Genomic DNA, 16,308 nt, shown 5'->3' with positions numbered 1-16,308 from the left:
TACAAACCAGCAAATATAACGTTGGAGAAATCTTCATTCCGTAAAAATATAAAATAATTTTTACGGCATTATTAATTTTTAGGGTAATGTATCTTGCTGAATATGTCCCAAACCACGATACCTGCACTTACCGAAATGTTGAGGGAATGTTTAGTGCCCAGTTGTGGTATTTCTATAACGCCGTCGCACAGGTTTACCGCTTCCTGAGAAACGCCTTTCACCTCATTACCAAACACTAAGGCATATCTTTCACCCTCCACCGGGGCAAAATCCTGTAACATTACGGCGCTTTCCACCTGCTCTGCCGCAAACACCTTTACGCCCTGTTGTTGTAGTTTTGTAACAACAACGGTTACGTCTTTTTCATACTCCCAGGCTACGGTATCGGTAGCACCCAGTGCCGTTTTGTGTATTTCCTTATTGGGAGGGGTGGCGGTAATGCCGCACAGGTATATTTTTTCAAGCAAAAAAGCATCAGCCGTACGGAATACCGAACCTATATTATGCAGGCTGCGGATGTCATCGAGCACTATAATAATTGGGGTTTTATCCGCCCCTTTAAACTCTTCGGTATTCTTGCGGTCCAGCTCGCTGTTTGCCAGTTTCCTCATGCGTATTTTTTTTGGTAAAGATACAGCACGTGTTTATATTTTAACCAACGTCTTACGACCATCCTTAAAATTTTACCACAAGGGACACGAAGTTTTTTCACGAGGTACACAAGGCTATATAAATAAACGCTTGTTTCAAGCAACAAAGAACACAAGGCTGGTTCGCATAACCTTGTGTTCTTAATCCCGATTTATCGGGATTGAATCTTTATCCGCAAAAAAATATGGGATTATCCTTGTGTACCTCGTGAAAAAACTTCGTGTTCCTTGTGGTAAAAAAAACACCCCCTCAAACATGCCATTCTTCTGTCTGCAAAAAAAAGAAAGCCGCGCTTTTCAGCACGGCCATTCCCAGTTATATGTAGTTGCAGTTTAGGAACACTACTCGGTTTTTTTACCCTTTGGCTTTTTGCCCTCAGGTTTTTCTTTGCCGCCTTTGCTCTGTTCGGCCTTGTGCGACTCCTGCCATTTCTTGTATTGGTCAGCCGTAAGGATTTCTTTCATTTTCTTATCCATATCACCAGGGCCACCCTGCGGTTTGTCGCCGCCTTTTTCTTTCGGCTGCTGTGGTTTTTCACCTTCAGGCTTTTTCTTTTCACCGTCTTTCGGCGGCTCCGGTCGGTTTTTCTCTTCTTCTTCAAAAAGCGCCTTCACCTTTGCCTGTTGGGCTTTATCCAGATTAAGCTCCTTGGTCAGGTCTTTTGTCCTTTGGTCAGCCGTAGGTCTTTCTGTTTTTTTAGTATCTGCGTCTTTCTTCCTTTCAGGCTTTTGCTGGGCAAAACCTGCAACCGAAACCATAAGGGCTGCGGCAATTATAAATCTTTTCATTTACGAAAACTTTTGGTTTTGTGTTACTGTTGTAAATGTACATGGCTAACTAATGGCTCAAAAAGCTTTGAGGTAAACCCGATAAAAGTGCAGGTAAACAGACATAAAAAAAGCCACGCTGTAAGCGTGGCTTTTTAGTGTAAATCAGGTACTGACTTACAGTTTCTTGTTTTCCTGTAAACTAGGGGCGCCTTCTGCTTTTGCAGGCTCTTTTACAAGCGGCGTACTTTTCTGCTTCCATTTTTCATACTGTTCAGGCGTAAGCACCTTTTTCATTTCAGCATCAAATTCAGCACGCTCGGCTTTCATCTTTTCTATCTTTTCTTTTCTTTCTTCAGGTGTTTCCAGCCTGCGCTCTTTCTGTGATGGCTGAGTATTAGCAAGGCGCTTTTTATCACTTTCCTCAAAAATCACTTTTACCTTTGCCTCCTGCTCCGGTGTTAATCCCAGTTTAGCAGTAAGGTCTTTTGCCTTTTTCTCAGGGGTAGCCCTTTGTACTTTTTTGAGTGGCATATCTTTTTTAGCAGTCTCATCTTTGGCAGCTTCAAGCTTTTCCTGGGCAAAACCCGAAAGTGAAACAAGTGCAATAAGCAGTAGTGCAATCTTTTTCATAAATATGTCTTTAAAATAATTTCGTGATGCAATATAAAACTTAAACAAATGCGGGGCACAACTATTTTTGGCCCCAATCCTTAAATTTCGCTAAAGGGAAATCCGGACAGTAAAAGCTATCCTATCCTTTTTTACCCTTTTCTGCACCGGCCTTAAGCCCTGCCGCAAGTGGATGCCGGCGTATGTACTGCCATTTTTCAAACTGTTCTGCCGTAAGCACACCTTTCAGTTTGGCGTCAAATTCGGCGTTTTCTTTTTTCACCTCCTGTGCGTTTGCCTGCCTTTCTTCAGGTGTTGCCTGTACATTGGTATCTGTTTGCGGGTATTTTGTAAAATGTTCTTCATACAGCGCTTTTATCACTTCCTTTTGTTTAAACGTAAGGATTATCATATCACCCATTTGGGCAGTATATTTCTCTGCCAAAGGTTTTGCCGGCTGGTTAGTAGTGGCTTGGGTCTTTTCCTGGGCAAAGCCGCTTAAGGCAACAAGGCCAAGGAGTAGTAGTGCGATTTTTCTCATGGTTAAATGGTATTGATTTGTTATTGCAATGTACTATAAACGCGGCTGTTTGGCAAATATTTTGGCACTACAGGAATTACGCAACTGCCTGAAATTTATAACCAAGCTGTGCATTACCCTTATCAACAACCGATTTGTGAAAACTCGTGAAATCTGCTGCTGCCCCTATTGCCAAATTTTGACTAATTTCGCCCAATACTCATTTAAACAGCAAATACATTGGCAGCGTCTAAAGAAAAAACCGCAAAAGAAACCCCGTTAATGAAGCAATACAACAGCATTAAGGCCAAATACCCTGATGCCTGCCTGCTGTTTCGCGTGGGCGATTTTTACGAAACCTTTGGCCACGATGCTATACGTGCTGCGGGTATCCTTGGCATTACCCTTACCAAGCGCGGCAACGGCAGCGAAAGCGAAACCGCCCTTGCAGGCTTTCCGCACCACTCTCTGAATACGTATTTGCCAAAGCTGGTAAAGGCCGGGCTACGTGTGGCGATATGCGACCAGCTGGAAGACCCAAAAATGACCAAGACCATAGTGAAACGCGGCGTTACCGAACTGGTGACCCCAGGCGTGGCACTAAACGACGAGGTACTGCACAGCAAGCAGAACAACTTCCTTGCTTCGGTGTACTTTGGCAGGAAAACTATTGGGGTATCGTTCCTGGATGTGTCTACCGGCGAATTTTTATGCGCGCAGGGCAATGAAGAGTACATCGACAAACTGCTGCAAAACTTCAGCCCGAGCGAGGTACTTACTGCCAAAAATGAGAAGAACACCTTTAAGGAAGCCTTTGGCGAAAACCACCATACCTTTTACCTGGAAGACTGGGTATACAAGGAAGACTACGCCTTTGACAGCCTTACCGCCCATTTCGGCACCAACTCGCTAAAGGGTTTTGGCATAGAAGAACTGCCCGAGGGCGTCATAGCCAGTGGCGCGGTGCTGTATTACCTGGGCGAAACCCAGCACAACAGGGTACAGCACATAACCAACATACAACGTATAGCCGAAGATGCTTACGTATGGATGGACCGCTTTACCATGCGCAACCTGGAGCTGCACCACAGCACCAACCAGAACGCAGTAACCCTGCTGGATGTGATAGACCGCACCCTGAGCCCTATGGGCAGCCGCCTTTTAAAGCGCTGGCTTGCCCTGCCGCTTAAGGATGCCAATAAGGTACGTGCCCGCCATGAAGTAGTGGCCTATCTGAAAAACAACCGCGAGGTACTGGCACAATTTCAAACACAGATAAAACAAATTAGCGACCTTGAGCGTCTTATCTCTAAAGTCGCCACCGGCAAAATTTCGCCACGCGAGGTGATTTACCTGAAGGAATCGCTTGACGCGATTGTACCGGTAAAACAATTGGCACTGGAAAGCGATAACGACGCCCTGAAGGCCATTGGCGACAGCCTGCACGCCTGCGAGCTGCTGCGCGAAAAGATAAAAACCACCCTGAACCCCGATGCACCCGTAGCCATAAACAAGGGCAATGCCATAGCCACCGGAATCCACCCGGAACTGGACGAGTTACGCAGCATTGCCTTTAGCGGAAAGGAATTTTTGGAAGGCATAGAACGTAGGGAAAGCGAAAAAACCGGCATCAGTTCGCTGAAGATTTCGTTTAACAACGTGTTCGGGTATTATATAGAGGTAAGGAACACGCATAAAGATAAAGTGCCAACGGACTGGATCCGCAAGCAGACCCTCGTGAATGCCGAGCGTTATATTACCGAAGAACTGAAAGAATACGAAACCAAGATACTGGGTGCCGAAGAAAAGATACACGCGCTGGAAAGCCAACTTTTTGAGCAACTCATAGTATGGATAGGCACCTACATAAAGCCGGTGCAGCTTAATGCCGGGCTTATAGCGCAGGTAGACTGCCTTAGCGGTTTTGCCCAGCTGGCCATAGACAACAACTACGTGCAGCCCGAAATAGACGACAGCCACGAGCTGGAAATTAAAGAAGGCCGCCACCCGGTTATCGAAAAACAGTTGCCCGTAGGTACGCCGTACATTACTAACGATGTGTACCTGGACCGCGCCGCACAGCAGGTAATCATGATAACGGGGCCGAATATGTCGGGTAAATCGGCTATACTACGCCAAACAGCACTGATTGTCCTGCTTGCACAAATGGGCAGTTTTGTACCTGCCGACAGCGCGCGTATGGGTATTGTAGACAAGATCTTTACCCGCGTAGGCGCCAGCGACAACATCAGTATGGGCGAATCGACCTTTATGGTGGAGATGAACGAAACTGCCAGCATCCTGAACAACCTGAGCGACCGCAGCCTTATCCTCCTTGACGAAATAGGCCGTGGTACCAGCACGTATGACGGTATCAGCATAGCATGGGCGATAGCCGAGTTTATCCACGAACACCCGGCCAAGCCTAAGACGCTATACGCTACGCACTACCACGAGCTGAACGAGATGCAGGACATCTTTGAGCGTATACAAAACTTTAACGTAAGCGTAAAGGAGCTGAAAGACAACGTGCTGTTTATCCGTAAGCTGGTAAAGGGCGGCAGTGCGCACAGTTTCGGTATACACGTAGCCAAAATGGCGGGTATGCCGCAAACGGTAATACAGAAGGCACAGAAGCTCCTTAAAAAGCTGGAGAAAGACCACAGCAGCGAAGCACTGGCAACCGGAAAAGCCGCCGCTAAAGACGAACTACAGCTAAGCTTCTTTAACCTGGACGACCCGCTTTTGGAAGAAATAAAAGAGGAAATAATGAACCTGGACATCAACACCCTTACCCCGGTAGAGGCATTGATGAAACTGAACGAACTGAAGAGGATGATCAGCAAGTAGGGTTATGCGGTGATACGGTTATTTGGTTATTCGATGGGTGTGGATGTGTTGATACGTGGATTTTCCGTTTCCTTTTTTCACGTACTGTCATTACTTCGTCAATTCGGGCCATGCCCTCGGGTGCGAATGCAGCGCAGCGGAGTGCGGCAATCTCACAAGGAAGCTAATATAGTAACCTGCAACGATGAGATTGCTTCGTTCCTCGGAATGACACCACAAAAAACTTTCTTTTTAAGAAAAACGTTATCAGAACGTTACCGCGGCTTACGGGCAGTAGCGGAAAATTTCCCTAAAAAACACTTGCAGGTATAAAAAACCATTGTATATTTGCAGCCGTAATAATGACACCGCTTGCGGGACATTGACATACTGCGAAAATAGCTCAGTTGGTAGAGCGCCACCTTGCCAAGGTGGAGGTCGCGGGTTCGAATCCCGTTTTTCGCTCTAATAGTTTACTACCTATTATGCTTGAGTGGTGGAATTGGTAGACACGCTGGACTTAAAATCCAGTGGGCAGTAATGCCCGTGCGGGTTCAAGTCCCGCCTTGAGTACAAAATATCAGGGCTGTAATAGCCTTTTTACTGCGAAAATAGCTCAGTTGGTAGAGCGCCACCTTGCCAAGGTGGAGGTCGCGGGTTCGAATCCCGTTTTTCGCTCTGAAATTCAAAACCTTTGCATTGCAGAGGTTTTTTTTATTCTAAAACTTCACCTCATATTTTGGAGCCAGGCCAGCGAAGGGTAAAAATTTACCAACCCACCTTTATTACTCTCAAATATAAAATCGCCCAGGCTCTTACTAGTGTATTTACTGAAATCACCTATAACAACAAGCCGCATGCGGTAATTAGAAAACTTCTGGAGTACTTCCCCCGCTATTTTTGTTTTAAGGTCGAAAAAATCGGGAGTGATGTTTTCCTCATACAGAACCAAACCTTCATATCCGTCATAGTAAAGGCTACCCATTAATCCGGTAGCGTCTTCTACCCCGGAAACAACAATTGTTTCAGAACGTATTTCGGCAAACTTCAGGCCCGATATGGTTTGGGGTATAATTTGCATTGTTTTATAAAAATCACTTATTAATTTCAGGATATTTTTTTAAACCCGACAGTACATTCAGGTTATAGGTTATGGTAGTAGTATCTGTCTTCGCCATCGCAGCCTCTTCTTCAAGCGTAACCCCGTTTTTAAGGTAACCATTTTTATCAATCAGGCTTTTATTCGTAGCATGCTTTACGCTTTTATGCACGGATAACTTCAGGTCGGCACCCAGCCGATAATCATAAAGCCTTTCATATACAGCATATGACAGTTCAGCATCGCACTCGCTGTACACCTCTATAATATACTTCGCTGTATTACCTTCTAAAACACAGATATATTTCTTTATACAGGTACCGTCCTCGCACTGGAATTCGATTAAACTCCTACCTTTATCTTTTTGATGGGCTTTTATCAGCGTATATTTTCCATTCGGGTTAAAATTAGGACTCTTCTTTATTTCCCTGACGAATCCATCAAAATCAAACCCAACAGCCTTTTGCTCAAAAGCATATCTGTGTGAAATTTTATGTCTACTGCAAAAAACGAACAGGCCGGGTATGGTGAAAAGTAAAACCAGGAAGTTTTTCATAATATACAGGAATTAAACGGCACTAATTATTTTGAAGACTTTAATCCAAATTTAATCAAATTCAGACACTTACCTTAATATAATTCCAACCGCAGGAAATTATTTCTCCAAGCACCCACAAGAAAGACTAGGATTAGCACAAAAACAAAAAAGCCTTCCGGTTAAGGAAGGCTTTTCATTCACCCTATAAGCAGGCTTATTTCATCCAACTACTCAACGCACCCTGTTAAGTAGTTTCTTTATCTATCCATTTACCAACCTCAGGAGCTGCATAATTACCCATTAATTGCAACAGCTCATCAATTTCGCTGCTAACAATAAGCATATCCCTGTTTGCCTGCTTCAGGAAGCCTTTAGCAACCATCGCGTCTATAAAAGTTATCAGGTCGTTGTAAAAACCATTAATATTTAAAATTGCAACAGGTTTTTTATGCAACCCCAATTGTGCCCAGGTAAGCATTTCAAAAAACTCTTCCATAGTCCCAAATCCGCCGGGAAGCGCAATAACACCATCACACAAATCATTCATTTTGATTTTCCTCTCGTGCATTGATTCCACCAAAACCAATTCAGACAATCCGGTATGTGCAATTTCTTTTTGTTGCAGAAAATGAGGCAACACACCTATTACTTCCCCGCCGGCACTAAGCGCGCCATCTGCAACCGCCCCCATGAGGCCTACATTGGCACCCCCATACACAAGCCCGATAGCATTTTCGGCTAATGCCCGGCCTAACAGATAGGCTTGTTCTTCAAAAACTTCATCTGTCCCAAAGCTGGAACCACAAAAAACAGAAAACCGTTTCATAATCATCATTTTTTCAATTTATAAATTTACTTCAACAATTCTTATTGCTCTTTAGCCGTGAAGGGCACAAAAATAAAAAAGCCCTCCAAATAAATGGAAAGCTTTTCATTGGTCTAACTACTAAACCTATCACGCCAAAGGCGTGACATAAACAACACAACTATCGTTCAGCCTCCTTAAAAAAGGCGGCTATATTTCGGCGCAAAAAGCCCCGCTTAAAGCAGGGCTTTTTTAAAAAAACTGGCGGTCTGGACGGGACTCGAACCCGCGACCCCGTGCGTGACAGGCACGTATTCTAACCAACTGAACTACCAAACCAGCGTTCTTAATGATTAGACAACTTGTCGTTGTTTGTTTCATTATTACGAGTGCAAATATACGGCTGTTTTTGATATCTGCAAGTGTTTTGAAAATAATTTTTCGATAATTTTTTCAGCATTTATCCAAACTTTTGTTTCTCAACAAGGTAGGTGGTTAAGATTTTTTCAAATTTCTCATCTACCGACACCGGAACGTACTTAATACGGTACTGCATGCAGGTTTCCGCCACCTGCTTAAAGTAGGCTTCTACCCTTTTTTCGTATTCGTCGCGCACATTTTCTGCAAAAAGGTTCACCTCCTCGCCCGTTTCTATGTCAATAAACTTGCGCGGTGTGTTGTCAAAATCAAAGCTGAACTCTGTTTTTTTATCAATTACATGAAACAGCACCACCTTATGTTTATCGTGCTTCAGGTGTTGCAGCGCATTAAACAGCGCCTCGGTTTCCCCCGGCTGAAACATATCGGTAAATAAAATAATCATGCTGCGGCGGTGCATCTTCTGCGCTATCTGGTGCAAAAAGGTGGTAGTATCGGTAGGCTTGGCAGCCGATGGTGCCGCAAGTAGCCCTTCCAGCTTATCCAGCAGCATGCGGTGGTGCCTGCCACTACCCTTTTCGGGCGCATAGTATTCGTAGGCGTCGCTGTATACGCTAAGCCCTACAGCATCACGTTGGCGCTTCAATAAGTCCATAAGCACTGCCGAAGCAAGTACCGAAAATCCTATCTTATTTTCGTAAAACAGCTGCCCGTCCTTCAGTTTCGGGTAGTGCATACTGCTCGAATTATCTATAATCAGGTGGCAGCGCAGGTTGGTTTCCTCCTCATAGCGCTTGCTGTACAACCTGTCGGTGCGCGCATACAGCTTCCAGTCGATATTTTTGGTGCTCTCGCCGGCGTTGTACACCTTGTGCTCGGCAAATTCCGACGAAAAACCGTGGAACGGGCTCTTGTGCATGCCCGAAATAAACCCTTCCACAATCTGGTTAGCCAAAAGCTCCAGGTGCGAAAAGGCGGATATTTTCTCTAATTGTGCATCTAACTTCATATCTTCAAATATAGCGATTATTTGCCACTGCAAAAGTTTCGGCTTATGCCAAATTAAAAACTCCCACAGCGGTGCTACGGGAGTTATAACGGTATTTATTCAGTATTAATATAAAGTCTTCAGGCTGGCGGCATCAAAAGCTTTAAGGCTGCTAAAATGCCCCGCCTGTACCTTTTGCACCCACTCAGGGTCGTGCAGCAGCGAGCGACCCACAGCCACCAGGTCGAAATCGCCGCGTTCATAACGGCGCACCAGTTCGTCTATATTCGTAGCATCTGAGCCCTGCCCCTGGAATGCTCCCATAAAATCGCCCGAAAGCCCCACAGAACCTACAGTGATGGTTGGTTGCCCGGTTACTTTTTTAATCCACCCGGCAAAGTTAAGGTCGCTCCCCTCAAACTCCGGCTCCCAATACCTGCGTTGCGACGCATGGAAAATATCCACACCTGCTTCTGCCAACGGCAGCACCCAGTTTTCAAGTTCCTCAGGCGTATGGGCAAGTTTCACGGTATAGTCCTGCTGCTTCCATTGCGACAGGCGGATGATAATTACAAAATCAGGTCCTACCGCCTCACGGATGGCTTTTACAACCGCAACACCAAAACGGCCGCGCTCTTTAATGGTGCTTCCACCAAAGTCATCGGTACGGGTATTGGTGCCCTGCCAAAAGAACTGGTCGATAAGGTAACCGTGTGCCCCATGTATTTCCAGTGCATCAAAACCGGCATCCTTAGCATTCCTGGCTGCTTTCGCAAATGCTTTAATCGTGGCGTCTATATCTTCGGCAGTCATGGTCTCCGGGCTTTCAAACGGACCCGGTGGCTGCCAACCGTACGGCGTATTGCCCACATGCCAAATCTGCGGGGCAATCTTCCCTCCTGCTGCGTGTACCGATTCAGCTACATGCTTCCATTGTGCCAAAGCCGCATCACCATGGAAATCCGGGATGTCCTTAAGGTTTTTGGAAGCAGGACGGTCTATCACCGTACCCTCGGTAAGGATAAGGCCTACGCCTGCTGCCGCACGGCGGGTATAATAATCGGCCATGTTTTGGTTCGGTATACCGTCTGTAGCAAAAGCGCGAGTCATGGGCGCCATTACAAAACGGTTTTTTAGGTGCAGCCCTTTATAGGTAAACGGGCTGAAAAGCGTTTCTAAACTCATAGTTTATAATTAATGTTTTGGGTTGTAATTTTTATTTCACGGAAATGCACAGAATCTCTGTGCTACTTCTACCATAAAAACAACTTTTTCTCATTGCAAAGCAAAGGTAAACCTAAATAGTTTACTTTTGTAACTAATAATAATTTAAAGTGGTAACCAAATTGTAACCATTGAAATTACAATAATTATGAGCAAGGCCTTTAAATACAGCGACTGCCCCATGCACCGTTCCATGAGCATACTGGGCAGTAAATGGAAACCCATAATCATCTATGCACTTCGCGAACGTACCGCACGTTTCGGGCAGCTGCATGCGTCCATTGGCAGCATCTCTAAAAAGGTGCTGACCGACACCCTGAAGGAGCTGGAAGCCGACGAAGTACTGTTCCGTGAGGAATTTAAGGAACTGCCGCCAAGAGTGGAATACAGCCTTACCGAAAAGGGCTGCGCGCTAATACCTATAATGATTGACCTGGTAAAGTGGGACAATACCTATTATAACCATGAAAAGGAAAACCACCCCGAAATGGAAGCGACGGTTTAATATTGGATTTTTCTCGCAAAGCCGCAGAGCCGCAAAGTTTAGTGTCCTTCCATTTCGACTGGAGCGTAGCGGAATGGAGAAATCTCTAAAGAGAAAAATTTTTAAGTACATCTTTCCAATTCCACAAATCGCGAGATTTCTCGACTCCACTGCGTTTCGCTCAAAATGGAAAACTCATAAAATACAAAATCCCGCCATGGCGGGATTTTGTATGCAGGGCGTTACGTCCTTTAATTAAGAAAGTAGCGCGTCGATAGCTTTTGTATACGTATCTTTTGGTGCAACACCCACCTGGCGGCCTACTACTTCTCCATTTTGGAAAATAAGCACGGTAGGGATGTTACGGATACCGTATTTTGCAGCAAATTCCTGGTTAGCGTCTACGTCTACTTTACCAACAACTGCTTTACCGGCATACTCTTCGCCTATTTGCTCGATGATAGGGCCTACCATACGGCATGGGCCACACCATGCTGCCCAAAAGTCTACAAGTACCGGTTGTTCTGATTTCAATACTACTTCTTCAAAAGTAGCATCTGTTATTGCTTGTGCCATAATTCTCTTTTCGTTGCGTTAATTATATAATACAGGTACAAAGTTAATAAATATCATTCTAAAAGATACGTTAAACAAATAGCTTTTGGTTATAGACTGATAATCAAAAGCTATGCCCTTAATTCAGCTTAAAACTGACCTCTAACCTGTCCAGTTCCTGTAACAGTTCATTGCTTATCCTCACCTTCAGCTTGCGGCTCGGCATACTCAGCTTGGTCACAACCTGTACGGTTTCGGTTTCTTCCTCAGCGGCAGGCACTTCCATGTCTTCCTCAAATCCGGCATCGCCCGCATCACCGGTATCTTCAAACTCATCCGAAGTCTCGCGCATGGTTACTGCCACCGGTGCTGCCTGAATCGTACGTTTTACTTTATCCAGTTCCATTACTTCAAAAGTTACCTGGTGGTCGCCCTTGTTCCCTGTAAACAACTGGAACAATTCCTGCACCAACTGTTCCTGCAGATCGAGGATATTAAATTGTATGATGAGCTTTTTGGCAAAGGCGGTCAGTACGTCCTGCAATTGCTGTATCACCATGTATTGCAGCCTTGGCTCACCCTTTTTACCTTCAGCGTTCGTCCAGCCCTCACGTACCATTACCCGTATAAAGACAAAGTTACTGTTCAGCAGGAAGTGGCGGAACTTCAGGTATTCCTCACCGTATATTTTAAATTCGTAACTCTCGTCGTACCCTTCCAGATTAAAGAGTGCCCAACCCTTACCGTTCTTGGCCACCTTATGCTGCACATTACTCACAATACCGCCAAAGCTCAGGTTTTTGTTCACGTGCGGCTCCAGCGATTTAAGGAATTCGAGGCGGGCATTACAGAAATACTTCATCTCGAACTTATAGTCGTCCAGCGGGTGGCCCGATATGTAAATACCTACCACATCCTTTTCACGGGCAAGTTTTTCCATGGTACTCCACTCCTCGCACGGCGGTACCACAGGCTCCGGTATCTGTACCTCGCTGGCTTCACCAAAAAGGCTCACCTGGCTGCTGTTGGCACTGTCCTGCATCTTGGCACCGTAGCGCATGGCTTTTTCCAGGAACGAAATATTATCGGTCGCATCCATGTGGAAATACTGCGCACGGTGGGTATCGGTAAAGCAATCAAACCCACCCGAAAGCGCAAGGTTTTCAAAGGCTTTTTTATTGGCCGAACGCAAATCGATACGCTTTGCCAAATCAAATATCGACCTGTAAATGCCGTCTTTACGGTTGTCTACGATGGTTTGCACGGCTCCGCCGCCCACACCTTTTACAGCCCCCATGCCGAAACGTACCGCACCACTGTCGTTTACGGTAAACTTATAGTACGATTCGTTTACATCAGGCCCAAGAACGGTTAAGCCCATACGCTTACATTCTTCCATAAAGAAGGTAACCTGCTTAATATCATTCATGTTGTTACTCAGTACCGCCGCCATGTATTCGGCTGGGTAATGCGCCTTAAGGTAGGCCGTCTGGTAGGCTACCCACGCATAGCAGGTAGAGTGGCTCTTGTTAAACGCGTAACTCGCAAAAGCTTCCCAGTCTTTCCAAATCTTTTCAAGGACGGTAGCGTCATGGCCTTTTTCTGCAGCTTGGGCTACGAACTTAGGTTTCATTTTATCCAGTACGTCCTTCTGCTTTTTACCCATCGCTTTACGCAGTACGTCGGCCTCACCCTTGGTAAAGCCTGCCAGCTTTTGCGACAGTAGCATCACCTGCTCCTGGTATACGGTAATGCCATAGGTTTCCTTTAGGTATTCCTCACAGGCATCAAGGTCGTATTTTATTTCTTCCTCGCCATTCTTACGGCGTACGAAACTTGGGATGTATTCCAACGGCCCCGGACGGTACAAGGCGTTCATGGCAATAAGGTCAGCAAACACAGTAGGCTTCAGGTCCTTCATGTACTTTTGCATACCGGGCGATTCGTACTGGAACACCCCTACAGTTTCACCACGCTGGAAGAGTTCGTACGTCTTCACATCATCAATCGGGAACGCCTCAGGGTCCAGGTCGATGTTATGCTTATATTTCACCAGCTTTACGGTGTCCTTAATCAGGGTAAGGGTCTTCAGGCCCAGGAAGTCCATCTTCAGCAACCCGGCACTTTCCACCACCGAGTTATCAAACTGGGTAACGTACAAATCCGAGTCCTTCGCTACCGAAACGGGTACGAAATTGGTAATATCGTCGGGCGTAATGATTACCCCACAGGCGTGTATACCGGTGTTCCGCATAGAGCCCTCCAGCACTTTTGCCTGTTGGATGGTTTCACTGGTAAGGTCGCCACCGTTAGCCATGGCAATGAGTTCCTGCACACGGTCGAACTCATCCGAACGCAGCGCACCACGCAGGGCATTCTGGTCCATGGTGAATATCTTGGCCAGCTTCATGTTCGGTATCAGCTTGGCTACCTTATCGGCTTCGAAGAGTGGCAAATCGAGCACACGAGCGGTATCACGGATAGACGATTTTGCCGCCATGGTACCGTAGGTAATGATCTGCGCTACCTGGCTGGCACCGTATTTATTAATAACGTAGTCCATAACGCGGCTACGGCCTTCGTCGTCAAAGTCGATATCAATATCGGGCATGGACACCCTGTCCGGGTTCAGGAAACGTTCAAAAAGCAGGTCATACTTAATCGGGTCGATGTTTGTAATCCACAAACAATAGGCCACCGCACTACCCGCTGCCGATCCCCTGCCCGGCCCTACCGATACGCCCATATTCCGGGCTTCGGCAATGAAGTCCTGTACAATAAGAAAGTACCCTGGATATCCCGAGTTTTCTATGGTCTTTAACTCAAAATCCAGGCGCTCGCGTACGTCATCGGTAATTTCGCCGTAGCGTATTTCGGCACCACGGTAGGTAAGGAACCGCAGGTATTTGTTCTCCCCGCGTTTACCGCCGTCCTGTTCGTCTTCGGCAACCTGGTATTCTTCAGGGATTTCGAATTTAGGAAGCAGTACATCACGGTACAGCGAGTACGATTCCACCTTTTCTACAATTTCCTGTATGTTAAAAATGGCTTCGGGAAGGTCTTTAAAGATCTCCTTCATTTCGTCGCCACTCTTAAAATAGTATTCGGTATTGGGCAACCCAAAACGGAAACCGCGCCCTCGTCCCTTAGGGGTAGCCAGTTTTTCACCGTCTTTTACACACAGCAAGATGTCGTGCGCGTGGCTGTTTTCCTTATCTGCGTAGTAGGTGTTATTGGTGGCAACCAGCTTCACGTTGTGCTTGCGTGCCAACTTTATAAGCGATGCATTTACACGGTCTTCATCTTCCTGGCCGTGGCGCATCAGCTCCATATAGAAATCATCGCCAAAGAGGTCTTTCCACCAGATTAACGCTTCTTCTGCCTGGTTTTCACCAATGTTCAGCACCTTGTTCGGTATTTCCCCGTACAGGTTCCCCGACAACACCATGATGTCTTCCTTGTACTGCTCCACTACCTTTTTATCAATACGCGGCACGTAATAGAAACCGGCAGTATACGCTATGGAAGCCATCTTGGCCAGGTTATGGTAGCCGTTTTTGTTCTTTGCCAAAAGCACCACCTGGTAACCGTTGTCCTTACGGCTCTTGTCTTTATGGTCTTCGCAAATAAAGAACTCACAACCTACAATGGGCTTCATCAGCACTTCGGTAGGTTCCTCGCCTGCTTCTATGGCGGCTTTGTTTTTGGCTTCTGCCGCTTTGTTATGATTCATAACATTGCTCACAAAGTGGAATGCCCCCATCATGTTACCATGGTCGGTCATGGCCACGGCAGGCATCTTGTGTTTGGCAGCAGCCTTAACAAGATCAGGAACACTTATGGTAGACTGAAGTACCGAAAACTGTGTGTGGTTATGCAAATGCACGTACTGTACATTGCTAATATCCACCATCTCAGCCGGGGCTGCGGTTTCCGTACCCTTAGCCGACTGTAATTTTTCAAGGCGCTGGCGAACTTCTTCACTCGCCTTCTTAAGGTTGATGTGCTTCAGCCCGATAAGCTGTATCGGCTCAGGATGTTTGGCGCGGAATTCTTTAAAATAGCCCGGATGCACATCAAGCTCCTCGGCAGTAAAAATATCACGCTTCAGGAGCTCCAGGAAACAGCGGGTGGTAGCCTCCACGTCGGCAGTAGCGTTGTGGGCTTCGGCAAACGGCTGGTCAAATAAATATTGATGAAGCTCGGTTAGCGTAGGCAGCTTGTAGCGCCCGCCACGCCCGCCCGGCAGTTTTAGTAAATCAGCAGTGATTTCGGTACAGGTATCCAGCACCTTCATGCTGCCCATGCGGGTTTCCACGCCGTAGCGGTAAAACTCCGAGCCCATGATGTTCACGTCGAAACCAACATTCTGGCCTACGATAAACGAAGCCTTAGACAGTGCTTCGTTAAACTTACCCAGCACATCGGTAAGCGGTATACCCTGCTCCAGGGCAAGGTCGGTACTGATGCCGTGAATACGTTCAGCATCATAGGGTATGTTGAACCCGTCGGGGCGGATAAGGTAGTCCTGGTGTTCTATGATCTGGCCCATATCATCGTGCAGCTGCCACGCAATTTGTATACAGCGCGGCCAGTTGTCGGTATCGGTAATGGGAGCATCCCAGCGTTTTGGTAATCCGGTTGTTTCCGTGTCGAAAATCAGGTACATAGCAACTATTGGATTTTTAGGTCGTTAACGAAGTGGGGAAGTAAAAACCGCCCTTCTACAAAAATAGGTTTTTTGGCGGATTTGTGGATGCGTGTATTTGTTAATTTGTCCGGGCATACGTAGAGACGTTGCAGTGCAACGTCTCTACGGCGATGGCACGGATTACAGATCATAAGTGTTCGAAACATT

13 protein-coding genes and 4 tRNA genes are annotated in these 16,308 nt (G+C 46.3%); 5 read left to right on the top strand and 12 right to left on the bottom strand.

The genetic code is table 11. The features are described from left to right. Positions 1–71 precede the first annotated feature (71 nt). From ACZIX4_RS11370 to ACZIX4_RS11355, 4 genes are all read right to left on the bottom strand, one after another. Complete coding sequence (locus ACZIX4_RS11370; RefSeq protein ID WP_463335757.1) at positions 72–611, bottom strand: RNA methyltransferase; 540 nt, start codon at positions 609–611, stop codon at positions 72–74. A gap of 381 nt (positions 612–992) precedes the next feature. Next, entirely contained in the window at positions 993–1,439 is a 447-nt protein-coding gene (locus tag ACZIX4_RS11365) for a hypothetical protein (RefSeq protein ID WP_463335756.1), read from the bottom strand. A 156-nt stretch (positions 1,440–1,595) separates the two neighbouring features. After that, positions 1,596–2,051: a hypothetical protein gene (locus tag ACZIX4_RS11360; protein ID WP_463335755.1), complete on the bottom strand. Its 456-nt coding sequence runs from the start codon at positions 2,049–2,051 to the stop codon at positions 1,596–1,598. Between the two features lie 121 nt (positions 2,052–2,172). Beyond that, positions 2,173–2,571, bottom strand: a complete 399-nt coding sequence (locus tag ACZIX4_RS11355) for a hypothetical protein (RefSeq protein ID WP_463335754.1) — start codon at positions 2,569–2,571, stop codon at positions 2,173–2,175. Between the two features lie 261 nt (positions 2,572–2,832). Here ACZIX4_RS11355 and mutS point away from each other — a divergent pair, with 261 nt between their 5' ends. The 4 genes from mutS to ACZIX4_RS11335 all read left to right on the top strand — a co-directional run bounded on the left by mutS (position 2,833) and on the right by ACZIX4_RS11335 (position 6,057). Next, positions 2,833–5,400: a DNA mismatch repair protein MutS gene (mutS, locus tag ACZIX4_RS11350; RefSeq protein WP_463335753.1), complete on the top strand. Its 2,568-nt coding sequence runs from the start codon at positions 2,833–2,835 to the stop codon at positions 5,398–5,400. 371 nt (positions 5,401–5,771) lie between these two features. Next, a tRNA-Gly gene (locus tag ACZIX4_RS11345) sits at positions 5,772–5,844 on the top strand. A gap of 22 nt (positions 5,845–5,866) precedes the next feature. Then, positions 5,867–5,952 (top strand) — tRNA-Leu (locus tag ACZIX4_RS11340). A 32-nt stretch (positions 5,953–5,984) separates the two neighbouring features. Continuing rightward, a tRNA-Gly gene (locus ACZIX4_RS11335) sits at positions 5,985–6,057 on the top strand. A 49-nt stretch (positions 6,058–6,106) separates the two neighbouring features. Here ACZIX4_RS11335 and ACZIX4_RS11330 read toward each other — a convergent pair. The 6 genes from ACZIX4_RS11330 to ACZIX4_RS11305 form a co-directional block, all read right to left on the bottom strand. Then, the gene (locus ACZIX4_RS11330; protein ID WP_463335752.1) at positions 6,107–6,460 is read right to left on the bottom strand and encodes a DUF4180 domain-containing protein; all 354 of its coding nucleotides are present in this window, start codon (positions 6,458–6,460) and stop codon (positions 6,107–6,109) included. A gap of 13 nt (positions 6,461–6,473) precedes the next feature. Then, a complete protein-coding gene (locus ACZIX4_RS11325; protein ID WP_463335751.1) occupies positions 6,474–7,034 on the bottom strand; it encodes a hypothetical protein in 561 nt (186 codons plus the stop codon). 226 nt (positions 7,035–7,260) lie between these two features. Next, positions 7,261–7,842 (bottom strand): LOG family protein, encoded by a 582-nt coding sequence (locus tag ACZIX4_RS11320; protein WP_463335750.1) that lies wholly within the window; start codon positions 7,840–7,842, stop codon positions 7,261–7,263. Positions 7,843–8,083: 241 nt separating this feature from the next. Beyond that, a tRNA-Asp gene (locus ACZIX4_RS11315) sits at positions 8,084–8,160 on the bottom strand. Between the two features lie 121 nt (positions 8,161–8,281). Continuing rightward, positions 8,282–9,208, bottom strand: coding sequence for a DUF58 domain-containing protein (locus tag ACZIX4_RS11310; RefSeq protein WP_463335749.1), 927 nt, complete (start codon positions 9,206–9,208; stop codon positions 8,282–8,284). 105 nt (positions 9,209–9,313) lie between these two features. Next, positions 9,314–10,372, bottom strand: coding sequence for an NADH:flavin oxidoreductase (locus ACZIX4_RS11305; RefSeq protein ID WP_463335748.1), 1,059 nt, complete (start codon positions 10,370–10,372; stop codon positions 9,314–9,316). Positions 10,373–10,559: 187 nt separating this feature from the next. Here ACZIX4_RS11305 and ACZIX4_RS11300 point away from each other — a divergent pair, with 187 nt between their 5' ends. After that, a complete protein-coding gene (locus tag ACZIX4_RS11300; RefSeq protein ID WP_463335747.1) occupies positions 10,560–10,916 on the top strand; it encodes a winged helix-turn-helix transcriptional regulator in 357 nt (118 codons plus the stop codon). Between the two features lie 234 nt (positions 10,917–11,150). Here the strand turns inward: ACZIX4_RS11300 and trxA are convergent, their stop codons facing one another. Beyond that, positions 11,151–11,471 (bottom strand): thioredoxin, encoded by a 321-nt coding sequence (trxA, locus tag ACZIX4_RS11295; RefSeq protein ID WP_411404946.1) that lies wholly within the window; start codon positions 11,469–11,471, stop codon positions 11,151–11,153. A 118-nt stretch (positions 11,472–11,589) separates the two neighbouring features. After that, positions 11,590–16,119: a DNA polymerase III subunit alpha gene (gene dnaE, locus ACZIX4_RS11290; protein WP_463335746.1), complete on the bottom strand. Its 4,530-nt coding sequence runs from the start codon at positions 16,117–16,119 to the stop codon at positions 11,590–11,592. Positions 16,120–16,308 lie beyond the last annotated feature (189 nt).

Source organism: Flavobacterium niveum, from assembly GCF_055231775.1.
The sequence above is the reverse complement of the archived record's forward strand: the minus strand, read 5'-3'. Positions and strand labels throughout refer to the sequence as shown.

Bases quoted from the DNA above. Each gene is read 5' to 3' on its own strand.
- ACZIX4_RS11370 (WP_463335757.1), bottom strand. From the start codon at position 611: ATGAGGAAACTGGCAAACAGCGAGCTGGACCGCAAGAATACCGAAGAG.
- ACZIX4_RS11365 (WP_463335756.1), bottom strand. From the start codon at position 1,439: ATGAAAAGATTTATAATTGCCGCAGCCCTTATGGTTTCGGTTGCAGGT.
- ACZIX4_RS11360 (WP_463335755.1), bottom strand. From the start codon at position 2,051: ATGAAAAAGATTGCACTACTGCTTATTGCACTTGTTTCACTTTCGGGT.
- ACZIX4_RS11355 (WP_463335754.1), bottom strand. From the start codon at position 2,571: ATGAGAAAAATCGCACTACTACTCCTTGGCCTTGTTGCCTTAAGCGGC.
- mutS (WP_463335753.1), top strand. From the start codon at position 2,833: ATGAAGCAATACAACAGCATTAAGGCCAAATACCCTGATGCCTGCCTG.
- ACZIX4_RS11330 (WP_463335752.1), bottom strand. From the start codon at position 6,460: ATGCAAATTATACCCCAAACCATATCGGGCCTGAAGTTTGCCGAAATA.
- ACZIX4_RS11325 (WP_463335751.1), bottom strand. From the start codon at position 7,034: ATGAAAAACTTCCTGGTTTTACTTTTCACCATACCCGGCCTGTTCGTT.
- ACZIX4_RS11320 (WP_463335750.1), bottom strand. From the start codon at position 7,842: ATGAAACGGTTTTCTGTTTTTTGTGGTTCCAGCTTTGGGACAGATGAA.
- ACZIX4_RS11310 (WP_463335749.1), bottom strand. From the start codon at position 9,208: ATGAAGTTAGATGCACAATTAGAGAAAATATCCGCCTTTTCGCACCTG.
- ACZIX4_RS11305 (WP_463335748.1), bottom strand. From the start codon at position 10,372: ATGAGTTTAGAAACGCTTTTCAGCCCGTTTACCTATAAAGGGCTGCAC.
- ACZIX4_RS11300 (WP_463335747.1), top strand. From the start codon at position 10,560: ATGAGCAAGGCCTTTAAATACAGCGACTGCCCCATGCACCGTTCCATG.
- trxA (WP_411404946.1), bottom strand. From the start codon at position 11,471: ATGGCACAAGCAATAACAGATGCTACTTTTGAAGAAGTAGTATTGAAA.
- dnaE (WP_463335746.1), bottom strand. From the start codon at position 16,119: ATGTACCTGATTTTCGACACGGAAACAACCGGATTACCAAAACGCTGG.